This window comes from Sphingomonas hengshuiensis (genome assembly GCF_000935025.1).
Lineage (GTDB): Bacteria > Pseudomonadota > Alphaproteobacteria > Sphingomonadales > Sphingomonadaceae > Sphingomonas > Sphingomonas hengshuiensis.
This window is the reverse complement of sequence record NZ_CP010836.1, coordinates 3,254,131-3,276,713: the sequence shown is the minus strand read 5'-3', so window position 1 is coordinate 3,276,713 and position 22,583 is coordinate 3,254,131. Positions and strand designations below refer to the sequence as shown.

The window sequence follows — 22,583 nt, the reverse complement described above, 5'->3', positions numbered from 1 at the left end:
AACAGCGCGCTTGCATGCGCGCTAATCATAAGACATCATACGTCTATCGCGAGCGCTGTCCATCGTTCGCTGCCAATAAGAAGCCGCTGGGAGCAGGATGAAATGAACGCTGGCGCTCTGGGATCGCCGATCCGCGCGACGTTGCGAGCGGCGCTTTCGCTGGGAGCATTGCTCGCGGCGACCTCGGCCTTTGCGCAGGCGGTGATCCATGTCGCGCCCAATGGCGATGATCGTGCGCCGGGGAGCAAGGCCCGCCCGGTGCGGTCGCTCGAACGCGCGCAGGCGCTGGTGCGCGCGGCCAGCGCGAACGGCGACGTCACCGTCCTCCTCGCCGACGGCACCTACAGCCTCGATCGCCCGCTACGCTTCGGCGCTGCCGATGGCGGCCAGCGCGGCCACCGCGTCGAATGGCGCGCTGCCGAGGGCGCACGACCGATGCTGTCGGGGGGGCTGACCGTCACCGGCTTCCGCCCCTATGACGAGGCGCGCAGGATCTGGGTTGCCGATGTGCCCAAGGGCATCGATGCGCGGCAATTATGGGTCAACGACCAGCTTGCCGAGCGCCCGTGGATCGAGATCAAGGCCAGCGATCTCTCGTTCAGCGCCACGGGGTTCGAGATCGTCAATCCTGACCTCGCCTATGTCGCGGCGATCCAGCGGCCCGACCGGCTCGAAGTCGAGGCTACGGGCTTTTTCACCGATCGCTTTTCGCCCGTCCAGTCGATCGCCGGGCGCACCGTGACGATGCAGCAGCCCGCCTGGGACAATAATAGCTGGGGCTATGACACGATCACAAAGCCGATCTTCCCGGCGGATTCGCGGCTGTTCCTCGTCAATGCGCTCGAATTTATCGGCAAGGCGAATGACTGGCACGCCAATGCCTATCAATGGTTTCTCGATCCGCAGGCGGGAAAGCTCTACCTCCGGATCGCGCAGGACGATGACGTCACGCGGCTGAAGGTCGTGCTGCCCCGGCTCGACGCGCTCGTCTCGATCGCGGGGACGCCGGCGGCGCCGGTCGAGCGGCTGAGCTTTCGCGGGCTGCGCTTCTCCTACACCAGCTGGCTCGGGCCGTCGCAGCCGACCGGCTATGCCAATCAGCAGAGCGGCGCCTTCCTGTCCGAAGTCTCCCCGATCCGGCCCAAGGCGGCGTGGCAGAGCTGCGGCTGGGGGTGCGTCGAGTTCGAATCGATGCGCCAGCGTTGGAACCAGATGCCCGCCGCGGTCCAGGTCGCGGCGGCGCGCGACGTGCGGTTCGAGGATAACCGCTTCACCCAGCTCGGGCAGATCGCGCTCGGGATCGGCAATGACGCCAATGCCAATCTGAGTGGTGTCGGTCTCGCGACTGCCGGGGTGCGGGTGGCGGGCAACCATTTCGCGGTGCTGTCGGGCAGCGCGATCATGGCGGGCGGCATCCGCGCCCACGCGCACCATCCGGGCGACCCCGCGCTGGTCAACCGCGACCTCGTCATCGAGAATAACAGCGTCGCGACGGTCAGCCAGGACTACAAGGACAATGCCGCGATCCTGACCACCTACATCAGCGGCGCCCGGATCGCGCATAACGACATCAGCGACGCACCCTATGACGGCATCGCGGTCGGCTGGGGCTGGGGCTATAACGATGCGGGCGGCAACCCGAACTATGACGAGAACCAGAAGGGCTATGTCCACAATACGCGCTACACGAGTCCGACGACGCTGCGCGATACGGTGGTGGAGAACAACCGTATCCACGGCGTGAAGACATGGTTCATGGACGGCGGCGCGATCTACAGCCTGTCGGCGAACCCCGGCGCGGTGATCCGCGGCAATCACATATTCGACATCGACGACAAGATCGCGATCTATCTCGACGAAGGCAGCAAGCATTTCCGGGTGACCGGCAATGTCGTCGAGACGCGGGGCAAGTGGCTGAACATCAACACCGCGGGCAAGATGTTCCGCCGGCGGATATCCACCGGTAATCTGGCGACCGGCAATTGGCACAGCTCCGACGCGACCGGCGGGCGCTGGCTGACCGAAATCGGCAACACCGCGCGCGACAACATCCTCGTTCCCGATCGCGACTGGCCCGCCGCGGCCAGGGCGGTGATCGCCAATGCGGGCGTGCGCCGCTGACGTCGTCCTGCGTGCTTTACGCTGTCAGCGTCCGCTCGGTGTCGAGGTGGAGCACCAGATCGGCGCGCGTCGGCATCTCGTCGAGGATCCAGCGCGTCAGCCGCGCATAATGCGCGACGAAGCGCGCCAGGGCGGGGGCGTCCATCAGCCCCGCGGTGCTGGCGCCCCGTGCTTCGAGCGCGCGACGCAGCGTAGCCTCCTGCTCGCTCCGCCAGCGCGCGACGATGTCGAAGCCGGGAGCGGCGAGGAGCACCAGCCGGTCGATCCGCGCGAAAAGATCGGCATAGGCGGTCCCCAGCGCGGCGTTGACGGCGCGGCGCCAGATCGCGTCGGGGTCCTCGTCGCGTTCGAGCGCGTTCGCCGGGAGCGCCAGCGCGGCATCGTCCTGCGCGCGGGCACCGACGCACCAGCCCTCGAAGATCAGCAGATCGAGCCGGGCCGGCACCGGTTGCCAGCGGGTGGGGGGCTCGGGCTCGTCGCGGGACTTGTCGAAGCGGGGGAGGGATGTGGCGTGGCCTGTCCGGATCGCGTCGAGCAGCGCAATGCCGTGCGCGACGTCGTGCGTCAGCGGGACGCCGCGCGTGCGCAGCAGCGGGTGAATGTCGCGGGCCAGCGCGGCGCGGGCGTCGCCCGACAGATACAGGTCGTCGAGCGAGAGGATCGCCGTGGCGATGCCCCGCGCCTCCATCCGGCTGCGCAACCCTTCCGCGAGCGTCGACTTGCCCGATCCCTGCGCGCCGCACAGGCCGAGGATCAGCGGGCGCCCGCCGTCGGGGTTGAGCCAGCCGTTGACGGCGCGCTCGACGCGGTCAAGCGACTCGGTCACGCGGCGGCGCACCGTCGAAAAAGGCATCGAGATTGTCGGCGACGCGCATGCCCATCGCGATCCGCGTCTCGCGCGTCGCGCTGCCGAGATGCGGCAGCAGCACCGCATTGGGGCAGGCCAGCAGCGCCGGCGTCACCTGCGGCTCGTTCGCATAGACGTCGAGCCCCGCCGCTGCGATCGTCCCTTGCGACAGTGCTGCGGCGAGCGCAGCCTCGTCGACCAGGCTGCCGCGCGCGGTATTCACCAGCACCGCGCCCGGGCGCATCGCCGACAGGAACGCGGCGTCGACCATGTGCCGCGTTGCATCCCCGCCCGGCGCGTGGAGCGACACCACATCGGCGTCGGCGGCGAGCGCGGCGGGGGTGGCGCGATAGGCGTCGGCGGGCATGTCGTCCGCGCGATTGCGGCTGTGGTAGATCAGCTTCATCCCGAACGCCTGGGCGCGAGCGGCTGTTGCGCGCGCGATGCGGCCATAGCCGATCAGCCCCAGCGTCTTGCCGCCAAGCCCGGCGCCGAGCAGGTGCGTAGGGCGCCACCCCGACCATGCACCGGCGCGCAGTTCGCGTTCGCCTTCGGATGCGCGGCGGGTCGTCATCAGGATCAGCAGCATCGCGATATCGGCGGTCGCGTCGGTCAGCACGTCGGGGGTGTTGGTGACGGCGATTCCCTCGGCGCGCGCGGCGTCGACGTCGATATGTTCGAAGCCGGCGCCGTAATTGGCGATGATCCGCGCGCGGCGACCGTCGACTGCGATGACCTCCCGCGGCAGACGGTCGGTCACTGTCGGGCAGACCGCGTCATGGTCGCGCATCGCGGCGGCCAGCGCGGCGGCGTCGAGCGGCACGTCGTCGGGGTTGCGCGTCACGGCATAGCGTTCGGCGAGACGGTCCTCGACCGCGTTGGGCCAGCGCCGGGTCAGCAGGATGCGCGGTCGGCTCATTGCAGTCCGTTTCCGGGAGTATCCTGGGTCCGCGCGAACATGGCGTCGGCATAAAGCACGGGTCGGTTCGAACGGCAATCGCGCGGGCTGTTCGGCATCGCTCAGCGCCGCTTGAAATCGGGCGCGCGCTTTTCGGCGAAGGCGGCGCGGCCCTCGCGCGCGTCGTCGGTCGCGAAGCAGATCGCCTGGAGGTCGCGCTCATAGTCGATCGCCTTGTCCCATGGCATCGTGAACGCGGCGCGCAGGTTGAGCTTGGCGGTCTCCGCCGCGATCGGCGCGCGCGAGGCGATGACGCGCGCAATCTCCTGCGCGCGCTCGACGAGGCGATCGGGGGGGAGGACCTCGCTGACCAGCCCCCATGCCAGCGCGCGATCGGCATCGATCATGTCGCCGGTGAGCAGCATCATCGCGGCGTTCGAGGACCCCACCGAATAGGCCAGCCCCGCCGCCATGCCGCCGCCGCCGATCCAGCCCAGCTTGATCTCCGGTGCGGCGAAGCGGGCATGGGTCGAGGCGATGCGGACGTCGCAGGCCATGGCGGTCTCCAGCCCGCCGCCCAGCGCATAGCCGTTGATCGCGGCGATCACCGGCTTGCGGCACGCGCGCAGGGCGTCGCAATAATCGGCGCGGTTGCGGAAGTCCCAGGCGGTCGCATAGCCGTCGAGCGTCGTGATGTCCGATCCGGCGCTGAACGCCTTTTCGCCCGCGCCGGTGACGATGACGGCGCGCACCGCGTTAGAGGCGTTGCACTCGGCGACCGCGGCGACCAGCGCATCCGCCATCGCCGGAGTCATCGCGTTCAGCTTATGCGCGCGGTCGATCAGGATCGTCGCGACGCGATCCTCGATCGTGAAGCGCAGGTCGTCGGTCATGTCTCGGCTCCGGGGGTGTGATGTCGGGAATAAGCGGCTTCGACGGCATCGAGCACCGGATCGGGCGGCGTTCGGTTAAGCAGGCCGGTGCGCAGCAGCAGCGATGCCTCGGTCTGGAAGGCGATGGCGTGATTATGCCGGGGGCGAACCGACGCGGCTTCGATCGTCGCGCGTGTGCCGCTGTAAAAGCCTTTGGCTGCGGCATCGACCGCCGGATCGGCCCAGGCGGATCGCAGCGACGGCTGGCCGTTATGCGCGGGGATGAAGCCGCGCTGGACGGCGTCGGACATCAGCCAGCAGAGATGGTCGAGCAATTGCGGGGTTACCGTCGCGGCGCGCGAGATGGCGATGCCGGTGCCGCCGAGCGTCGATCCGATCCGCCCCTCGGGCCCGCGCGGCGCATCGGCATAACGGATCGCGCCGCGCGCCGCATAGTTCACATAGCCATAGATCAGCGGGCACAGCAGCGGCCCGTCGCCCGATGCCATCGCCTCGAGCATCGCGATCGGATTGAGCTCCGCCGCCGCGCGGGTGGCGTCGCCGCTGAGCGCCGCGAGGATGCCATAGGCCGCGCGCGCGATATCGCGATCGACGAAGCGATCGCGCGGCTGCTCCGGCGCGGCACCCAGCGCACTGCACACCGACTGGAAACTGAGCGCGGCATGCGGGCCCGCGAGCGACAGCGCGACCGGCGCGCGTTCGGCAAGCGCGATCACCGCGTCCCAGGTCGTGGGAGGCGCTTCGGCAAAGTCTGCGCGACAGGCCATGACCTGCGTCGCGGCATCGAGCGGCAGCGCCCAGTGACGCCCGGCATAAAGATAGCTCGCCAGCGACGGGCCGACCGCCGCAGCGCCCCATGCCGCCAATTCGTCCGCGGCGAACAACGCCTCCAGCGGGACGAGACAGTCCGCCGCGACGGCCTCCCCGACATGGGGATGGTCGAGCACGACGAGGTCGTACAGCGCGCATTGCTCGGCGATCGATCGCGACTCGAACCCTTCGAGCGAATGCCGGTCCCATCGGATCGCGACGTCGCCCGCAGCCTCCGCCGCCGCCGCGAGTGCGTCATAGCCGCGCGGATGATCCCAGGTGAGACCGCGATACTCGGGGCTCATGCGTGCTGGCGCACCACGCCCGATGCGACCAGCCGGTCGATCGCGTCGCTATCGAGGCCCAGTTCGGACAGGACTTCGCGGCTATGCTCGCCGACGAGGGGCGCACCGCGATCGATCTGCGACGGAGTCTTCGAAAAGCGGATCGGGAAGCCCGGGGTCTTCACGCGGCCCTCGGTCGGATGGTCATATTCGACGAAAGTGCCGTTGTGCCTGATCTGCGGATCGTCGACGAGTTCGGCATAGCCATAGACCGGGCCCGCCCAGATATCGGCGGCGCGGAAGCGTTCGAGCCATTCGGCGCTCGTCGCGGTCACCAGCTTTGCTTTTACGTGCGCGTAGATCGCGTCGCGATGGGTCCAGCTGTCGGTCTGGTCGTCCATCCCCTCGAAGAACGGATCGTCGAGCAGCACGCCGAGCGTGGCGAGCGGCGCCATCGCCAGCGTGATATAGCCGTCGCTGGTCGCGAACACGCCATAGGGCGCACGGATATAGCTATGGGCATGCGGCTCGGCAGATCGCGCCTGCGGCTTGCCGCCGACCGTGAACACCGACAATTCCTGCATCTGGATCGTGGTGATCGCGTCCAGCATGTTGATCTGGACCAATTGCCCCTCGCCGGTGCGCTCGCGGTGGAACAGCGCGGCAAGCGCGCCTTCGAACGCCGAATAGGCGGTCACGGCGTCGACCAGATATTGCCCGGCGGGGGAGGGCGGCTCCCCCTCCGCGCCCGCAGACAGCATCGCCCCCGACATGCCCTGCAACAGCAAATCCTGTCCGGGGTAGCTGCGATAGGGGCCGTCCTCGCCATATCCCGACATCGAGACATAGATCAGCCGCGGATTGATCGCCGACAGCGTCGCATAATCGACGCCCAGCCGCTCGGCGACGCCGGGGCGGTAATTCTGGAGGAAGACGTCGGCGGTTTTGACCATTTCGAGCAGCAGCGCCTTGCCCTCGGCGGCCTTGAGGTCGACCGCGAGCGAGCGCTTGTTGCGGTTGAGCGAGAGGAACGAGACGTTGATCTGGTTTCCGGTCGCGCCGCCCGCGGCGGAATGGCGCTGCCATTCGCCGGTGACCGGCTCGACCTTGATCACGTCGGCGCCGAGATCGCCGAGCCGCTGTGCGGCGAACGGTCCGGCCATCGCGATCGAGCAATCGAGCACGCGGATGCCGTTGAGGATGTTCATGCGTGTTGGGTCCTTCAGGCCATGACCCAGCCGCCGTTTACGTGCAGCGTCTGGCCAGTGATGAAGCTCGCCGCGTCGCCGGCGAAGAAGGCGATTGCCGCGGCGATGTCTTCCGCCGAGCCGCGGCGCTTGATCGCCTGCGCGTCGAGCACCATCCGGTTATAGCCTTCGGGGTCGGGATGGATTTTCTCGGCGTCGGTCGGGAAGGCGCCCGGCGCGATCGCGTTGACGGTGATGCCATAGGGGCCGAATTCGCGCGCCCATGCCCGAGTCAGCCCGATCAGCGCGCCTTTCGACGCGACATAGGGCGACAGGTTCGCCCAGCCGCCCGAGAGGGTGATGCTCGAAATGTTGAGGATCCGCCCAAAGCCGCGCGCGCGCATCCCCGGCAACGCCGCCTGCACCGCGACGATGCCGGCATCGACGTTGACCCGCTGGACCCGCTGATGCTCTTCGATCGAGAAGTCCTCGAACGGCTTCGACGGATAGATTGCGGCATTGTTGATCACGATATCGAAGCCGCCGAGTTCGGCGAGCAGCCGGTCCAGCTCGGCGCGAAACCCCGTTAGGTCGGACAGGTCGACGGTCGAGACGACGAGCCGCCCGGTGTCGATCGGGGCGGCGGCCTCGCGCAGCGCCGCCACCTTGGCGGCGTCGTTGTCGATTGCGACCAGCGTTGCACCGCGCCGCATCAGCAACAGGCTGGTCTCGAGCCCGAGCCCACCCGCCGCGCCGGTATAGAGGATCGTGCGGCCGTTCATGCGCCGCGACCGGGGATCGGGGGGAAATTGCCGCTCGGCTGCGGATACTCCTCGTCGGGCTGGCGCGCGACGCGCTCGATCCGGGCGACCGCGTCGGACACGGCGGCGGCGTCCGGCAGGGTGCGCAGCACGGTGTCGTAGCGGCGCTCGTCGCCCTGTTCGAGCCAGATCAGCTCGCCGCGTTCGCGCGCGAAATCCTTGCCGAGGACATGGTTGGTCGAGGGCTCGATGCCCAGCGCATAATGGCCGGCGTGGAAATTCTGCCACTGATACATGGCAGGGAACTGGCTCTTGCGCGTCTCGACCTCGAAGCCGAAGCCCAGCCGATCGTTGACCAGCGCGACGTTGACGCGACCGGCGTCATCCGCCGCCATGTCGTGCTGCCAGACCTGTTCGTGGAAATTGACGATCGGGGCGGGGACGGTGCGGTAGCCGACGCCCTGCGCCTGGTATCGATCGGCATGCGCGGCCCACAGCACCTCGCGGATCGGCGCGACATAGCGCGCGCCCTCGGCCAGCACCGGGTGGCCGACATTGATGTGGTAGCAATACATATGCGGGGTGCGGTAGAAACCGTGATTGACCACGCGATCGTGCAGGCGGATCTCGTCGCCGCCGACATTCGCCTCGATCCGGCGGATCAGGTGCAGGTCCTCGCCGAACACCGTCGCTTGCTGGACCACCCCCTCGGCCCACAGCACGCATTCGTCGCCGTCCCAGCGCTCGCCATAGCCGGTGAGGCGCGCGGGGATCGTGCCGACGCGACCGTGCAGCGACGAGGACACGGTCTTGCGCGGGCCATAGTGATAATGGCCCGCCGGATCGTCGTGCATGAACAGCGTGTGGTCGAGCCCGCAGGTGATGTTGAGGCCGGACATCGACCGGAACCAGCCGAGCCCGGCTTCGCCTTCATAATCGTGGAGGCCGGGATGGCGGAAGCCGGAGGGCGAGTGCCAGCCGATCGCGCGCCCGGCATGGTCGCATTCCGCAATGTCCATCGCCCGGTCGACCAGAACGGTGAAGCGCAGGCCGGTGCCGGTGCGGAATTCCAGCCGGCGGATGCCGCGCTCGACTCCGTCGCCGAGCGTCGAGAGCTGCACGCCGGCGAATTGCGACAGACTGCCGGTGCGTTCGGCAAGCGTCCGCCGCGACAGTCTTTCGCCGTACAGCGTGACCATCTGCCAGCCTCCCTCGAAATATAAGACGTATGATGTATAATCAAAGCGCGGGCGTGGCGTCAACCCGGCGGGGCGCGCAGCCATGCCTTGTCCTGCGAGGGCAGTTGCTATTATGGAATTTCGCACGGGCTACAGGGTGGGAAATATTGTGTCGGTCGGGCGTAACACAAAGGCGGGAGCGGCGGCGCCGATCCGGAACCATAGGGCAGGCAATGGCCGAGGATGAGGCGATGCCGCTCGAGCGGTTCGTCGAGGCGCAGGCGCCCGTCTATGCGAGCGCGCTTGCCGAGATCCGGCGCGGGGCCAAGCGATCGCACTGGATGTGGTTCGTCTTCCCGCAACTCGTCGGCCTCGGGCGCAGCGAGACGGCGCGGCGGTTCGGCATCCGGGGGCTGGAAGAGGCGCGCGCCTATCTCGCGCATCCGGTGCTCGGCCCGCGCTATGTCGAGTGCGTCGAGGCGCTGCAGGATCTCGCGCTCAGCGATCCCGTCGCGGTGTTCGGCGAAACCGACGCAATGAAGCTTCGCTCGTCGCTGACGTTGTTCGAAGCAGCGAAGCCGGGTCCGCTGTTCGCCGCCGCGCTCGATCGCTGGTTCGGCGGCGAGCGGGACGCGGCGACACAAGGCCTGCTGCGCGCGGGCTGAGGCGTACGCGGTTTTGAAGGCTCCCGGACAGGGCTAGAGGCCTTGGCGACACGCCGATGTCGGCTTTGCGACACTGCGCCGCGCGAAAAACCGCGCAAATACTGTCCGCTGGCCGCGCATCCCGCCATGGCACGGCTCTTGCTCCACTGGGACTGCGCGCAGGCGCCCAGCAGGAGACGTTTCATGGCGTACAAGATCATCGTGTCGCAATGCACCGGATGCAGCGCGTGCGAGTTCGAATGTCCCAACGCGGCGATTTCGATGAAGGGCGACACCTTCATCATCGATCCGAAGAAATGCACCGAATGCGAGGGCATCTTCGATCACGCGCAGTGCGACACCGTCTGTCCGGTGCCGAAGACCTGCGTCCCGGCCTGATCGCGGTGCGAACGGCGCGGCGACAGGCGATGACCGAGGACGAAGTTGCCGGGGCGCTCGATTGGCGCGGCCGGCCGGTGCGGTGCCGCGAGTGCGAGCATCTGACCCTGAACGCGGAGGGGCTTTGCGCAAAGGGGCGGGCGTGCATCCGCGATCGCCGCGCGCGGCGCGTCGATCGCTTCCTTGCCGAGCATCGGGCGCTGGCCGATTCCTATCTCGACCACCCCTATTTCGAAGTGCGGGCGAGTGCCGCGCGCTATGCGTCGCTGTTCCGGCTGGCGGCGCTGCTCGACGATCCCGAGCCCGAGGTGCGCGCGATGGCGACGCTGCGGCTGCCGCTGGAGCGGATCGTCCGCATGGCCGACGATCCCGATCCGCATGTCCGGATGGCCGCCGCCAGTCGGCTGACGGGCAGGGAATTGATGCCGTTGCTCGCGGATGGCGACTATCTCGTCCGGCTCGCGGCGGTGCGCCGGATGCCGCTCGACCTGTTGCCGCTGGTGCTCGGCGATCCCGATACCGAAGTGCGCCGCGTGGTCGCGCGGCGGATCGACCTGGCCAGCCTGCCCAATATGAGCTTCGATGCCGATCCGACCGTTCGCCGCGAAGTCGCCGAGCGGCTGCCGCTGCGACAATTGCACATCCTGGCGCGCGACAGCGACCTGCGCGTGCGCTTCGTCGTCGCCGAACGGATCGCCGAGGAAGAGCTGGAACCCTTTCTCGACGACAGCGAACCGCTGATCCGTGCGCTCGCCAACGAGCGGATCGATCGCGTTCCGGGGCTGCGGGAGCGGCTCGACGCCGCGCGTTCGCCCGCTCCCGTCCCGCTGCCGCGCCGAAATTCCAGCCAGGAGACCGACCGATGAAGGTGATGATCCGACGATCCGAGGGCGCCTTGTCGGCCTATGTCCCCAAAAAGGACCTGGAGGAGCCGATCGTCGAGGTCGAGCACGAGGCGCTGTGGGGCGGCTGGGTGCGGCTCGCAAACGGCTGGGTGCTGCATCTGCCCGCAATGGACGCCGACACCAGGCTGCCGATCACCGTCAATGCCCGCAAGACCGGCGGCGAGGAGGACTGACATGACCATCGCACTCGATCTATGCCCCAGCGAGGCGCTGGCCAGCGTAGCCGCCGGGCTGCGCGCCGGCAGCATCGTCCCCTATCTCGGGCCGGGGGTGGCGGCGGCCGGCGCGCTGGCGACGCCGATGACGCCCGAGGCGCTGGCCGCCTTTTTCGGCACCAAGGTCGCGCTGCCCAAGCGCGCGCGGGGCAATGCCTGGGCCTCGGCGCAGCATATCGAAAGCTTCAAGCACCGCCGCACGGTGACGGCCTATATGGACGAGGCGTTCGGCGTCCCCGTGCCGCCGACGCCGTTCCACGCGCGGCTCGCGGCGCTCGGCCTGCCGCTGATCGTCGATAGCTGGTACACCGGCGAGATGCGCCAGGCGCTGGCGCAGCACGACGACTGGGCCGAAGTGCAGGGTATCACCCGCGCGGGGATCGGCGAGGATCGCTGGTTCCGCTTCTATGGCCCCGATGGCGGCGAGATCGACGCGCGCCGCGCCGCCGCCGCCGCGACGTTGCTCTACACCCCGCATGGCAGCACGATCCCGGCGCGCAATTTCCTGATTTCCGACGCCGATTATGTCGAGGTGCTGACCGAGATCGACATCCAGACGCCGATCGCCGAGTGCGTCCGCGAACGGCGCACGGGCAGGAGCTTCCTGTTCGCCGGGTGCCGGTTCCACGACCAGTTGCTGCGCAGCTATGCCCGGCAGATCATGAAGCGGTCGAGCGACACGCATTATGCGATCGTCGATCTGCAGCAGCTGACCCGCAACGAGCGGCGCTTCCTCGACGAACAGAACATCACCCCGATCGACACGCCGCTCGATACTGCGCTGGAGCAACTGATCGCGGGCTGAGCGGGGCGTTAGGTATCCAGGAGGACCCCGCGCGATGCGCGGGGTCCTTCGTTTATGTGCAGTGCGGCATGTCCTGTCGTTTTCATGACAGCACGCAGCGCCTGGCGCGTCGGCAACCGTACATTGGCGTGCTGCCCTGCGGTCCCGCCCCCTCGAAAACGCCGAATCCCGCGCTTGGCACGCGGGTTGCTTAATCCTCTCGCAACGCCGGCTTGCGCCGACAGGGCTGATCGAGGGAGCATGGAATGACCGACCTTGGACACGTTCTTACCGAAGCGTTCGGCGACGAGGACGGCGTCGTCGACGTCGCGGACGTCATGCAGAAAATGGCGGAGCACAAGGGCTGCGGCACGTCGAGCGAGGGCGGCAAGGCGAGCTGTGGCTCGTCGGGTGGCCCCGAGGACATGGACCCCGCGATCTGGGAGAAGGTCAAGAACCACCCCTGCTACAGCGAGGAGGCGCATCACCATTATGCCCGCATGCACGTCGCGGTCGCGCCCGCCTGCAACATCCAGTGCAACTATTGCAACCGCAAATATGACTGCGCGAACGAAAGCCGCCCCGGCGTCGTCTCCGAGAAGCTGACGCCGACCCAGGCCGCGAAGAAGGTGCTCGCAGTCGCCTCGACGATCCCGCAGATGACCGTGCTGGGCATTGCCGGGCCGGGCGATCCGCTCGCCAACCCCGCGAAGACGTTCGAGACGTTCCGCCAGATCATGGAGGCAGCGCCCGACATCAAGCTGTGCCTGTCGACCAACGGCCTCGCGCTTCCCGATTATGTCGACGAGATCGCCAAGTACAATGTCGATCACGTCACCATCACCATCAACATGGTCGATCCGGAGATCGGGCAGCACATCTATCCGTGGATCTTCTGGGAGCATAAGCGGATCACCGGGATCGAGGCCGCGCGCATCCTGACCGAGCGCCAGCTTCGCGGGCTGGAGATGCTTACCGAGCGCGGCATTCTCGCCAAGATCAACTCGGTGATGATCCCCGGCGTCAACGACCAGCATCTCGTCGAGGTCAATCGTGCGGTGAAGTCGCGCGGGGCGTTCCTCCACAACATCATGCCGCTGATCTCGGCGCCCGAGCATGGCACGGTGTTCGGCCTCAACGGCCAGCGCGGGCCGACTGCGCAGGAGCTGAAGGCGCTGCAGGACAGCTGCGAAGGCGAGATGAACATGATGCGCCACTGCCGCCAGTGCCGCGCCGACGCGGTCGGGCTGCTCGGCGAGGATCGCTCGGCGGAATTCACCACCGACAAGATCATGGAAATGGAAGTCGAATATGACGCCGCCGGGCGCAAGGCGTACCAGCAGGCCGTCGAGGGCGAGCGCCAGGCCAAGGTCGCGGCGCGCCAGGAGGAACTGGCGACGCTGGGCGGTGCGACCAGCGCCATCAAGCTGCTCGTCGCGGTGGCGACAAAGGGCCACGGCGTCATCAACGAGCATTTCGGCCACGCCAAGGAATTCCAGGTCTATGAGCTGTCGACCGCGGGCGCCAAGTTCGTCGGGCATCGCCGCGTCGACCTGTATTGCCAGGGCGGCTATGGCGAGGAGGACAGCCTCGACACCATCATCCTTGCGATCAACGATTGCCATGCGGTGTTCGTCGCGAAGATCGGCGGATGCCCCAAGGCCGACCTGCTGAAGGCCGGGATCGACCCGGTCGACCAGTATGCGCATGAATATATCGAGAAGTCCGCGATCATCTGGTTCAAGGACTATCTGGCGAAGGTCGAAAGCGGCGCGATCGTGCATGTCGAGCGCGGCGATGCGGCGATCCGCCAGGGCGCCCTTTTGTCGGCGGCCTGAGCCATGGCGTACAAGATCATCGGGTCGCAATGCACCAATTGCTCGGGATGCGAGGCGGAATGCCCGAACCTCGCCATCTCCGAGAGAGGCGGCACCTTCGTCATCGATCCCGCGCTGTGCACCGAATGCATCGGCCATTTCGACACGCCGCAATGCGTCGCGATCTGCCCGGTCGACAACACCTGCGTCATCGACACGTCGGTGCCGCGCTACCACGAAAGCTGAAAGGGGGCAGGCCATGAACCTCACGCTCACACGATCGGCCGCGCGTTTCATGCGGATGATGCTCGCGGCGGACGGAACGCCGGGCAGCGGCTTCCGGCTGTCGGTGTCGCCCGGCGGCTGCTCGGGCCTGTCGGCGGAAATCGGCGTTGCCGCACAGCCTGCGGAGAACGAGGCGTGCGTCACGGTCGACGGCATTCCGCTGTTCCTGACTGCGCAGAGCCGCATCCTGCTGCACGACGTCACCGTCGATTTCGTCGACACGATGACCTCGCAGGGGCTGGTCTTCCACGATCCCAAGCAGGTCGCGTGCTCGACCAGCAGCGCGGGCTGACGCACCATGGTGCTCGACTCGCCTATCGACGGCCCCGCAGGCGCGGGCGCCCGCTTCGAGGACCCCGTCCTCGACAGCCCGTTGCTGGGCGGCGGGTTGCCGTTCGAGGCGCAGCGGCACCTGGAGCGCGCGGCGCTCAGCTACCATTTGACCGACGTGGCGGAGACGCACCTGATCGCCGCCGACCGGATCGCGCCCGATCATGCCGCGGTGCTGATCGCGTTCTACCGCTTCTATTTCTACAAGGGGCGGCTGGTCGACGCGCTCCAGATCGCGCGGTTGTGCATCGAAAAGGCATTGCGGCTGAACGCGCTCGACACCGCCTGGGAAGAGGTCCGCGCCGAGGATGCGCGCTTCGGCGAATGGGATGCGCTGCTGCCGCGCTTCTTCCTGTTCTCGCTCAAGGGCTATGCCTATCTTAGCATGCGCGTCGGCGAGCTCGACGAGGGGCGCCGTGCCGTGGAGAAGCTGCTCGAACTCGATGCGCGCGACCGGATCGGTGCGCGCGTGCTGCTCGACGTGCTCGATCGCATCGGGGCGGACGATGACTGATCGCGCACCTGACCCCGCTATCGAGCCCGGCGACGAGCGCATCGACTGGCGCGGCCAGCCGATCGATTGCAGTCGCTGCGTCCATATCGATGTGCGCGATGCCGGCGGGTGCCGGCCCGGCCATGCCTGTGTCGAGGATCGCTATGCGCGGCGGATCGACCGGTTCTTCGACTGGAACCCGCAATTCGGCAGCGCCTATGTCGTCCATCCGCATTTCGAAGTGCGGGCGATCGCGGCGAAGCATGCCGATCTGTTCCGCCTGCCCGCGCTGCTGGGCGACCCGGAAGAGGCGGTGCGGTGGAACGCCGTCCAGCGGCTGCCGCTGCGGTACAAAAGGATGCTGCGCCATGACCCGCATCGCGAAGTCCGCATCCGCATCGCGTCGCAGCTCGACGATGCCGATCTGGTGGGGATGATGGGCGACCCGGATTATTATGTCCGCCTCGTCGTCGCGCGCCGGATCGCGCCCAGCCTGTTGGGGCCGCTGATGCGGGACGAGGAGCCCGAGGTGCGCCGCGTCGTCGCGGGGCGGATCGCGCCGTCGATGCTGTCGGCGATGACGCATGATCCCGATCCCGCCGTGCGGCTGAGCGCAGTCGAGCGGCAGGCGCGCGACCTGATCGGGCGCCATGCCGGGGATGCCGACTGGCGGGTGCGCCACGCCGTCGCGCTGCGCACGGCGGACTCGGCGGTGCTGCTGCGGCTGGCCGGGGATGCGGACGCGCTGGTCGCGGAGGCCGCGCGCGAGCGGCTGGTCGCGCTGGGCCGGGGCCGGGCGGAGGTGGCGTCGTGAGCAATATCGTCCGCGACAGCGACGTCGTCGAGCTGAACCACCCGCCGCGCTACAGCTATGGCGATCGGGTGCGGTGCCGGCGCACGGTGCGCAACGACGGCACCTATGCCGGCAAGGAAATCGGCGACGTGCTGGTCCGGAAGGGCGAGGAGGGCTTCGTCGTCTCCATCGGCACCTTCCTCCAGCAATTCTACATCTATGGCGTCGAATTCCTCGAAAGCGGCAATCGCGTCGGGATGAAGCGCAAGGAGATCGATCCGGTCGGCGCCGACGACGAGGCCGATATTCCCTTTCCCTCCGCGCTGCCGCCCCGTCGCACCGCGCCCGCGGAGACCGCGTGATGTTCGAGCCCCGCCAGCCGGTCTATCAATGGGGGCAGCGCGTCCGCGCGCTGGGCGACCTCGTCAACGATGGCAGCTTTCCGGACAAGCCCGCCGACGCAATGCTCGTCGCCGCCGGTGCGCTGGGCGAGATCGTCCAGGTCGGCACGCATGTCGAGACCTGCACCCCGGTCTACCTCGTCGAGTTTGACGGCCAACTGGTCGTCGGCTGCTTCGAGGAAGAGATCGTGGCGGATTGAGGGGGCACGGGATGTCGGTCGCCGCCTTCTGGAAAAGCCGCGCGGAGACGCCGCCGGCGCATCCCAACGAACTCGACCTGCGCCGCATCGAACGCGCGCTGCGGAACCGCGAGCGCTATCGCTATGTCACCCCGCGCGTCGTCGCCAGCGACGACGGCTATCTGGTGCGCAGCCCCTGTTGTTCGCGCACCGTCGATCCCGAGGGCGGCGAGATCGACGTCGCCTGGCTGCGCTGGTGCGACGGCGCGCGCGGGTGGGAATTGCTGGGCAAGGATCATGGCGCCGGGCGCTGGATCGCCGACAGCGCCTTTGCGCGGCTGCCCGACCTGCTGGCGTGGCTCAACCATGATCCCGATCGGAAATTCTGGCAATGACAGGGGCTGCGACATGGCATTGATCGAGGCCGATCTCGCGATCATCGACGCGACGCTGGCGGGGCCGCTCGGGAGTATCGAGGCGCGGGCGCTGACCGGGGAGCTGCGGCGGCTTCTGCCCGGGCTGTTCTGCATGGCGTGCGACGCCGGCGACGTGCTGGAGGATGCGTGGCGCAGCTATCCCGCGTTCGACCTCCATCTGGTCGACACCAGCGACCATTGCACGACGATGACCAGCGATCCGATGCGCGCCAACGGCATCCTGCTGGCGCGGAAGGCCGCGGCATGACCGACCCCGTCGCGCTGTCGCCGCCGCCCGCGACCGAGCCAAAGGCCGGATGGATCGCGCTGTCCGATCCCGATTTCTCCGAAGGCGATCTCGCCGCCGTCGATGCCGTGCTGCGTGGATCGACGCTGTCGGGCGGGCCGATGGTCGAGCGGTTCGAGGCGGCGTTCGCGGCCTATGTCGGGCGGCGTTACGCGGTGGCGGTGTCCGGCGGCGCCATCGGGCTGCTGCTCGCGCTCCAGGCGCGCGGGATCGGCGCGGGGGACGAAGTGATCCTCCCCGCGCACGGCTATCGCGAGGCGCAGCATGCGGTGCTGTTGTCGGGCGCGACGCCGATCTTCGCCGACATCGATTACTGGTCGGGCACGATCGCGCCGGCCAAGGTCGAGGGCAAGCGCACCGAGCGCACCCGCGCGATCGTCGCCGCCAACGCCAATGGTCACCCCGCCGCCTGGCCCGAATTGCGCGCCATCGCCGATGCGCAGGGGCTGGCGCTGTTCGAGGATTCGACCGAGGCGATCGGATCGCGCCACGCGGCGGGCATCGTCGGCAGCTTCGGCGATGTCGCCGTGTTCGACTTCGCCCAGCCCGGCGCGATCTGCTGCGGCGAGGGCGGGATGCTCGTCACCGACGATGTCGACCTGGCGATGGCGCTGCGCCGCAGCCGCCGCCACGCACCGGGCGACCGCATCTCGCTCAGCATCACCACCAGCGCGCCCTACGGCGTGGGGATGAGCGAGATCGCGGCGGCGCTGGCGCTGTCGCAGCTCCGCCGGATCGACGTGATCCTCGAGCGGCGCCGGCTGATCACCAACCTCTACGACCATTTCATCCAGTCGTTCGAGGGGATCAAGCCGCCCTATGTCGCCCCCGATGTCGTGGAGGCGCACTGGTTCCTCTATGTCGTCCATCTCGGCACGCGCTTCACGCGATCGGGCCGCGACCAGATCATCGAGGACCTCGCGACCGAGGATATCGCCGCCGAACCCTATTCGGTGCCGATGCACCTCCAGGCGCGATACCGCGCGCTGGGCTGGGCCAAGGGCGACCTGTTCGTCACCGAGAAGGTCGCCGACCGCGCGATCGCGCTGCCGTTCCACGCGCACCTGACCGACGACCAGATCGCCTTCGTGGTGTCGCGGATGAAGGAATCCTCGATCAACTCGGGCGCCGGGACGCCCATCTACTGAACGGGAGAAATGACGATGACGACAGTGACGATCATGCCTTCGGGCAAGACAGTGGATGCCGTGGTGGGTTCGACCCTGCTCGCGGCGATCCTCGCCGCCGATTCCAAGATCCAGCATAATTGCGACGGCAAGGCGACGTGCGGCACCTGCCACATCTTCGTCCTCGAAGGGCGCAAGGGCGTGTCGAAGATCGGCCGCGAGGAGAATGAGAAGCTCGATTCGATCGTCGGCGTCGGCTCCAAGTCGCGGCTCGCCTGCCAGGCGACGCTGCTCGGCACGGAGGACGTCATGCTCGAAGTCCTCAGCTTCCGCTAGGGCGCCGCGCGATGCCGATGGATGGAGCCGAGATCGCGGCGCGCGTCACCGCCGCCTATCCCGATGCGAAGGTGGTGATGGTCGACCTCGCGGGCGACGGCGATCACTGGGCGGCGCGCGTCACCAGCGCGGCGTTTCGCGGGCGCAGCCGCGTGCAGCAGCACAAGATGGTCTATGCCGCGATCGGCGACCAGATGGGCGGCGATCTCCACGCGCTCGCGCTCCAGACCTTCGTCCCCGAATGACAATGCCAACCAAAAGGAAACAGCCATGAGCGTACATGAGCGCATTGCGGCGTTGGTCGCCGAAAACTCCGTCCTGCTCTTCATGAAGGGCACGCCCCAGGCGCCGCAATGCGGCTTTTCGGCGTCGGTCATCAAGGTGCTGGACGCCGTCGGCACGCCCTATGCCACGGTCAACGTCCTCGCCGATCCCTATATCCGCGAGGGCATCAAGGAATTTTCGGACTGGCCGACGATTCCGCAGCTTTATGTGAAGGGCGAGTTTGTCGGCGGCTGCGACATCGTGCGCGAAATGTACGAAAGCGGCGAATTGTTCGGGCTGATCGCGCCCGAGAGCGCGGCGTGATGGAGCTGCCCGAGGAACTGCCGCAGCTCTACAAACGCCATATCTTCGCCTGCCACACCCAGCGCCCGCCCCAGCATCCGCGCGGCAGTTGCGGTGCGGCGGGGGCGGGGCCGCTCTGGGAGCGGCTGGGCAAGCGGATCGAGGCGCTCGACCTTACGGGGGAGGTGGGCTTCACCGCCAGCGGATGCCTGGGCTTTTGTTCGGCGGGGCCGCTGATAGTGATCTATCCCGAAGGCGTGTGGTACAAGCCGCAATCGGAGGCGGACATCGACCTGATCGTCGAGCACCATCTCCAGCAGGACCGGCTCGTGGAGGACCTCGTCGTCGTCCTGAGCCGCTAGAAAGGCGCATCATGACCGGCAAGCTCGCCCGCGCACCGCTTCGCACCCACCGGCTGCGCACCAGCGCGCGCAACATGCTGCGCGGGATCGTGACGTCGATCGTCCATGGCCCGGTCAATGCCGAGATCGGGCTGCTCGTCGGCGACAGGCTGGTCATCGACGCGATCGTGACCAACGCCAGCGTCGATGCGCTGGACCTGCATCCGGGCGGGGAGGCGATTGCGCTGATCAAATCCTCGTTCGTCACCCTGGTCGAGCCGCTGCCGGGGCTGCGGCTTTCGGCGCGCAACCAGATTGCGGGCCGGATCGAGAGCATGATCGAAGGGCCGGTCGAAACCGAAGTGGTGGTGGCGATCGACGGTGGCACGTCGATCGCGGCGGTGGTGACCACCCAGAGCGCGCGCGACATGAAGCTGGAGCGCGGCACGCCGACCCTGTGCTGCATCAAGGCGTCGCACATCATCCTCGCGGTGGAGGACTGACACCGGCCCGACCGCGCCCGCCCCAGGGCTACGCAACCCCATAAACGGTGTCATCCCAGCGCAGGCTGGGATGTGGACTCACGGTTGAAGTGCACCGGTTGAGATTTTGGAGAATGCCTCGGCGGGTGTGAGGAAGCCAAGGCATTTTCTGGGGATGTTGTTGAGCCGGTCGGCACAGGCACGGAGTTGTCTGTGGCTGACGGTGTCGAGGTCGGTTTTGCGAGGGAGGCTTCGGCGCAGTCGGCCGATGGTGTTTTCGACACCGCCCTTTTGCCATGGGGCTCGGACATCGCAGAAGAAGGTCTGGATGCCGAGGCTGTCGTGAAGGCGGTGATGTTCGGCGAACTCGGTGCCGTTGTCGAAGCTGATGGTCCTGCGCAGATCCTGGGGGATATGGCGCAGTCTGCGTGTGATCCGGCGTGCGGTCAGCTCGGCTCTGCGGTGGGGTGGCTTGTCGAGGATGGTGTAGCGTGTGTGGCGCTCGTGCAGGACGAGGACATTGTGCCCATATCGGGCGAACAGCATATAGTCGGCTTCCCAATGGCCCGGCTGTGCGCGATCCCGGGCTTCGAGGGGGCGTTCGCCGATCGGCCTGCGCTGTTTGATGAAGCTGGCCGGGCTTCCGCCCTGGCGGCCATAGCGGCCGCGCCTTGCCTTGCAGCGGGGCAGAAGGCGGTGCCAGTAGTCCTTCTGGGCCGAGCGATGATAGACGTATCGATAGATTGACTCGTGGCTGACCATGGTGCGACCGTGCTCAAGCGCCAGTCGGCCGGCGATCTGTTCGGGAGAGCATCCCATCGCAAGGCCGTTCTTCACGATATCTCGCAGGTCCGGCTGGCGCGCCAGCTTGAAACGGCAGTCCCATCGTCGTCGTCTGATCGCGAGCCTATGGGCACGCCCGGGCGCATAGCCGCCGGGCCAGACCTTGGTCGGCTTGCTATTGCGCCTGAGTTCCCGACCGACCGTCGTGTGATCACGCCCGATCGCGGTGGCAATCTGTCGGCAAGATATACCGCCTTCATGAAGGCGGTATATCTCGATCCGCTCGTCGAGGCTGAGTTGCCTGTAATGTCGTCCCATCGCGCAATCACCTTAGCAGGTGGTGCACTTGTTCCGTGAGTCCGGGGGATCCATTCAGCCACTCCGCTGGACGAAGAAGCGCAGGCCGAGCACCGAATGGATCCTGACTTTCGTCAGGATGACGCTGCATTTTGCCAAACGCGATCTTGTCGCGCGCGACGCCGGCGCCGGCGGCGCTATTTGCCGATCAGCACGTCGCTCGCCTTGATGAAGGCCGTGACCGCGTCGCCCGGCGCAAGGCCGAGTTCGGCGATGGCCTCTTCGGTGATGCTGGCGGTGAGCAGGGTGCCGCCGCCAATGTCGATCTTGACCTGGCCGTTGACTGCGCCCTGGCAGTGTCAGGAATTTCGTGTGCGGGTGGGCGGATTGAACATTATGCCGCCATGGCTCTGATGAACCGCTCACCGAAGATAACGGCGAACTGTGCCTTGGCCATGGACCATTCCCGTGGTGGCATTTTCCACTCTTTTTCCGACCGGTTCAAGATCAGGTAGAGCAGCTTGGTGGCGGCCTCGTCGCTGGGGAAGTGCCCCCTGGCGCGGACGGCCCGTCTCAGCTTCGAGTTCAAGGCCTCGATCGCATTGGTCGTATAGACGATCCGGCGGACCTCGTCGGGGAAGGCGAAGAATGGGATCACCTCGGCCCATGCGCGCCGCCAGCTTTGGCCGATGGCGGGATAGCGGGTGCCCCAAGGCCCTGCCTCGAACGCCGTCAGCGCCTGTTCGGCGGCCTCGGCGCTGGGGGCGCGGTAGATTTCCTTGAGCGCCGTCGCCAGGCCCTTGCGGTCCTTCCAGGAGACGAAATCCATCGAGTTTCGCAGCAGATGGACGATGCACGTCTGCACGACCGCGTCGGGGAATACGGCGGTGATCGCCTCGGGAAAGCCTTTCAGCCCATCGACCACGGCCAGCAGGATATCTTCGGTGCCGCGGTTCCTGAGCTCGTTCATCACCCGCAGCCAGAATTTGGCACCTTCATTCTGCTCCAGCCACAGGCCGAGCACTTCCTTCGCGCCATCGGCGCGGACGCCCAGCGCGATGTGGATCGCCTTGTTGCGCACCATGCCTTCATCGCGGATCTTCACCCGGATCGCGTCGAAAAAGACAAGCGGATAGACCGGATCCAGCGGCCGCTGCTGCCAGCTGGCGACCTCGTCGAGCACCGCGTCGGTCACCGTGCTGATCAGGTCCGGCGAAGCGTCGATGCCGTACAACTCCTGGAGATGGCCGGCGATTTCCCGCGTGCTCATGCCCCGCGCATACATCGACACGATCTTCTCATCGAAGCCGGGAAACCGGCGCTGGTACTTGGCGATCAACTGCGGATCGAAGCTCGACTGACGGTCGCGCGGCACCGCAATCGAAAGGCTGCCGGTGTCGGTTATCACGGTCTTGCGGCCATAGCCGTTGCGCGTGTTGCCGGCACCGTCCTCGCCGGCGAGGTGGTGATCCATCTCCGCGTTCAACGCGCGCTCGGCCAGCGCCTTCTTCAGCGCATCCAGCAAGCCGCCGTGTTGCAGCGCCGCTGCCGCATCCCCGCCGGCCAGCAATTGGTCCAGCACTTCATCTGGTATCGTTGGTTCTTTGCGTCGGGCCATATCGGGTCTCCTTCTTACCCACTATGCCCGCCCGCACACGAAATTCCTGACACTGCCTGCGCCCTTCGTCACGCTGGCGATCGTG

At 67.3% G+C, this 22,583-nt stretch carries 30 protein-coding genes and 1 pseudogene; 21 read left to right on the top strand and 10 right to left on the bottom strand.

The genetic code is table 11. The features are described from left to right. The first annotated feature begins 102 nt into the window (after positions 1 to 102). Entirely contained in the window at positions 103 to 2,121 is a 2,019-nt protein-coding gene (locus tag TS85_RS14515; protein ID WP_044333123.1) for a right-handed parallel beta-helix repeat-containing protein, read from the top strand. 16 nt (positions 2,122 to 2,137) lie between these two features. Here the strand turns inward: TS85_RS14515 and TS85_RS14510 are convergent, their stop codons facing one another. The 7 genes from TS85_RS14510 to TS85_RS14480 all read right to left on the bottom strand — a co-directional run bounded on the left by TS85_RS14510 (position 2,138) and on the right by TS85_RS14480 (position 9,000). Then, positions 2,138 to 2,947, bottom strand: coding sequence for a kinase (locus TS85_RS14510; RefSeq protein WP_077228625.1), 810 nt, complete (start codon positions 2,945 to 2,947; stop codon positions 2,138 to 2,140). Beyond that, the gene (locus TS85_RS14505; RefSeq protein ID WP_044333120.1) at positions 2,931 to 3,887 is read right to left on the bottom strand and encodes a 2-hydroxyacid dehydrogenase; all 957 of its coding nucleotides are present in this window, start codon (positions 3,885 to 3,887) and stop codon (positions 2,931 to 2,933) included. The genes TS85_RS14510 and TS85_RS14505 overlap by 17 nt, the downstream gene beginning before the upstream one ends. A gap of 101 nt (positions 3,888 to 3,988) precedes the next feature. Next, the gene (locus TS85_RS14500) at positions 3,989 to 4,759 is read right to left on the bottom strand and encodes an enoyl-CoA hydratase/isomerase family protein (protein WP_044333118.1); all 771 of its coding nucleotides are present in this window, start codon (positions 4,757 to 4,759) and stop codon (positions 3,989 to 3,991) included. Next, positions 4,756 to 5,874 carry an extracellular solute-binding protein gene (locus TS85_RS14495; RefSeq protein WP_044333116.1) on the bottom strand — a complete coding sequence of 373 codons (1,119 nt, stop codon included), beginning with the start codon at positions 5,872 to 5,874 and terminating at the stop codon, positions 4,756 to 4,758. The genes TS85_RS14500 and TS85_RS14495 overlap by 4 nt, the downstream gene beginning before the upstream one ends. Then, positions 5,871 to 7,061: a CaiB/BaiF CoA transferase family protein gene (locus TS85_RS14490; protein ID WP_044333114.1), complete on the bottom strand. Its 1,191-nt coding sequence runs from the start codon at positions 7,059 to 7,061 to the stop codon at positions 5,871 to 5,873. The genes TS85_RS14495 and TS85_RS14490 overlap by 4 nt, the downstream gene beginning before the upstream one ends. A gap of 14 nt (positions 7,062 to 7,075) precedes the next feature. Then, a complete protein-coding gene (locus tag TS85_RS14485; protein ID WP_044333112.1) occupies positions 7,076 to 7,822 on the bottom strand; it encodes an SDR family NAD(P)-dependent oxidoreductase in 747 nt (248 codons plus the stop codon). Further along, positions 7,819 to 9,000 carry an aldose 1-epimerase family protein gene (locus tag TS85_RS14480; RefSeq protein ID WP_044333110.1) on the bottom strand — a complete coding sequence of 394 codons (1,182 nt, stop codon included), beginning with the start codon at positions 8,998 to 9,000 and terminating at the stop codon, positions 7,819 to 7,821. The genes TS85_RS14485 and TS85_RS14480 overlap by 4 nt, the downstream gene beginning before the upstream one ends. Before the next feature lie 212 nt (positions 9,001 to 9,212). Here TS85_RS14480 and TS85_RS14475 point away from each other — a divergent pair, with 212 nt between their 5' ends. From TS85_RS14475 to TS85_RS14380, 20 genes are all read left to right on the top strand, one after another. After that, positions 9,213 to 9,644: a DUF1810 domain-containing protein gene (locus tag TS85_RS14475; protein ID WP_044333108.1), complete on the top strand. Its 432-nt coding sequence runs from the start codon at positions 9,213 to 9,215 to the stop codon at positions 9,642 to 9,644. Between the two features lie 183 nt (positions 9,645 to 9,827). Then, positions 9,828 to 10,022, top strand: a complete 195-nt coding sequence (locus TS85_RS14470) for a 4Fe-4S dicluster domain-containing protein (RefSeq protein ID WP_044333106.1) — start codon at positions 9,828 to 9,830, stop codon at positions 10,020 to 10,022. Then, positions 9,977 to 10,888 carry a 4Fe4S-binding leucine-rich repeat protein gene (locus TS85_RS14465; protein ID WP_227698502.1) on the top strand — a complete coding sequence of 304 codons (912 nt, stop codon included), beginning with the start codon at positions 9,977 to 9,979 and terminating at the stop codon, positions 10,886 to 10,888. The genes TS85_RS14470 and TS85_RS14465 overlap by 46 nt, the downstream gene beginning before the upstream one ends. After that, the gene (gene nifT / locus TS85_RS14460) at positions 10,885 to 11,100 is read left to right on the top strand and encodes a putative nitrogen fixation protein NifT (protein WP_044333103.1); all 216 of its coding nucleotides are present in this window, start codon (positions 10,885 to 10,887) and stop codon (positions 11,098 to 11,100) included. The genes TS85_RS14465 and nifT overlap by 4 nt, the downstream gene beginning before the upstream one ends. 1 nt (position 11,101) lies before the next feature. Next, the gene (locus TS85_RS14455) at positions 11,102 to 11,947 is read left to right on the top strand and encodes an SIR2 family protein (protein WP_044333101.1); all 846 of its coding nucleotides are present in this window, start codon (positions 11,102 to 11,104) and stop codon (positions 11,945 to 11,947) included. Between the two features lie 245 nt (positions 11,948 to 12,192). Next, positions 12,193 to 13,764 (top strand): nitrogenase cofactor biosynthesis protein NifB, encoded by a 1,572-nt coding sequence (nifB, locus tag TS85_RS14450; protein WP_044333098.1) that lies wholly within the window; start codon positions 12,193 to 12,195, stop codon positions 13,762 to 13,764. Positions 13,765 to 13,767: 3 nt separating this feature from the next. Next, on the top strand, positions 13,768 to 13,989 hold the full coding sequence (locus TS85_RS14445) for a 4Fe-4S dicluster domain-containing protein (protein WP_044333096.1): 222 nt from the start codon (positions 13,768 to 13,770) through the stop codon (positions 13,987 to 13,989). Between the two features lie 13 nt (positions 13,990 to 14,002). Then, positions 14,003 to 14,320 (top strand): HesB/IscA family protein, encoded by a 318-nt coding sequence (locus TS85_RS14440; protein WP_044333094.1) that lies wholly within the window; start codon positions 14,003 to 14,005, stop codon positions 14,318 to 14,320. A gap of 6 nt (positions 14,321 to 14,326) precedes the next feature. Next, entirely contained in the window at positions 14,327 to 14,872 is a 546-nt protein-coding gene (locus TS85_RS14435; protein ID WP_044333092.1) for a hypothetical protein, read from the top strand. Further along, positions 14,865 to 15,665 (top strand): 4Fe4S-binding leucine-rich repeat protein, encoded by an 801-nt coding sequence (locus TS85_RS14430; RefSeq protein WP_044333090.1) that lies wholly within the window; start codon positions 14,865 to 14,867, stop codon positions 15,663 to 15,665. Before TS85_RS14435 ends, TS85_RS14430 begins: the two co-directional genes overlap by 8 nt. Beyond that, a complete protein-coding gene (locus TS85_RS14425) occupies positions 15,662 to 16,006 on the top strand; it encodes a nitrogen fixation protein NifZ (RefSeq protein ID WP_044333087.1) in 345 nt (114 codons plus the stop codon). The genes TS85_RS14430 and TS85_RS14425 overlap by 4 nt, the downstream gene beginning before the upstream one ends. Next, positions 16,006 to 16,245 carry a nitrogen fixation protein NifZ gene (locus TS85_RS14420; protein ID WP_044333086.1) on the top strand — a complete coding sequence of 80 codons (240 nt, stop codon included), beginning with the start codon at positions 16,006 to 16,008 and terminating at the stop codon, positions 16,243 to 16,245. Before TS85_RS14425 ends, TS85_RS14420 begins: the two co-directional genes overlap by 1 nt. 11 nt (positions 16,246 to 16,256) lie before the next feature. Continuing rightward, on the top strand, positions 16,257 to 16,619 hold the full coding sequence (locus TS85_RS14415; RefSeq protein ID WP_044333084.1) for a DUF3024 domain-containing protein: 363 nt from the start codon (positions 16,257 to 16,259) through the stop codon (positions 16,617 to 16,619). A 13-nt stretch (positions 16,620 to 16,632) separates the two neighbouring features. Continuing rightward, positions 16,633 to 16,908 (top strand): hypothetical protein, encoded by a 276-nt coding sequence (locus TS85_RS14410; RefSeq protein ID WP_044333082.1) that lies wholly within the window; start codon positions 16,633 to 16,635, stop codon positions 16,906 to 16,908. After that, positions 16,905 to 18,095: a DegT/DnrJ/EryC1/StrS family aminotransferase gene (locus TS85_RS14405; protein WP_044333079.1), complete on the top strand. Its 1,191-nt coding sequence runs from the start codon at positions 16,905 to 16,907 to the stop codon at positions 18,093 to 18,095. The genes TS85_RS14410 and TS85_RS14405 overlap by 4 nt, the downstream gene beginning before the upstream one ends. A 15-nt stretch (positions 18,096 to 18,110) precedes the next feature. After that, positions 18,111 to 18,410, top strand: a complete 300-nt coding sequence (locus TS85_RS14400; protein WP_044336335.1) for a 2Fe-2S iron-sulfur cluster-binding protein — start codon at positions 18,111 to 18,113, stop codon at positions 18,408 to 18,410. Positions 18,411 to 18,421: 11 nt separating this feature from the next. Further along, positions 18,422 to 18,655, top strand: coding sequence for a BolA/IbaG family iron-sulfur metabolism protein (locus TS85_RS14395; RefSeq protein ID WP_044333076.1), 234 nt, complete (start codon positions 18,422 to 18,424; stop codon positions 18,653 to 18,655). Between the two features lie 25 nt (positions 18,656 to 18,680). Further along, complete coding sequence (grxD, locus tag TS85_RS14390; RefSeq protein WP_044333074.1) at positions 18,681 to 18,998, top strand: Grx4 family monothiol glutaredoxin; 318 nt, start codon at positions 18,681 to 18,683, stop codon at positions 18,996 to 18,998. Beyond that, entirely contained in the window at positions 18,998 to 19,339 is a 342-nt protein-coding gene (locus TS85_RS14385; protein WP_044333072.1) for a (2Fe-2S) ferredoxin domain-containing protein, read from the top strand. The genes grxD and TS85_RS14385 overlap by 1 nt, the downstream gene beginning before the upstream one ends. A gap of 11 nt (positions 19,340 to 19,350) precedes the next feature. Then, a complete protein-coding gene (locus TS85_RS14380; RefSeq protein ID WP_044333070.1) occupies positions 19,351 to 19,821 on the top strand; it encodes a TOBE domain-containing protein in 471 nt (156 codons plus the stop codon). Positions 19,822 to 19,899: 78 nt separating this feature from the next. Here the strand turns inward: TS85_RS14380 and TS85_RS24765 are convergent, their stop codons facing one another. The 3 genes and pseudogenes from TS85_RS24765 to TS85_RS14370 form a co-directional block, all read right to left on the bottom strand. After that, on the bottom strand, positions 19,900 to 20,901 hold the full coding sequence (locus tag TS85_RS24765; protein WP_077228505.1) for an IS30 family transposase: 1,002 nt from the start codon (positions 20,899 to 20,901) through the stop codon (positions 19,900 to 19,902). Between the two features lie 176 nt (positions 20,902 to 21,077). Beyond that, a pseudogene (locus tag TS85_RS24760) lies at positions 21,078 to 21,218 on the bottom strand (TOBE domain-containing protein); the annotation flags it as partial. A 56-nt stretch (positions 21,219 to 21,274) separates the two neighbouring features. After that, a complete protein-coding gene (locus TS85_RS14370; RefSeq protein ID WP_044329672.1) occupies positions 21,275 to 22,498 on the bottom strand; it encodes an IS256 family transposase in 1,224 nt (407 codons plus the stop codon). Positions 22,499 to 22,583 lie beyond the last annotated feature (85 nt).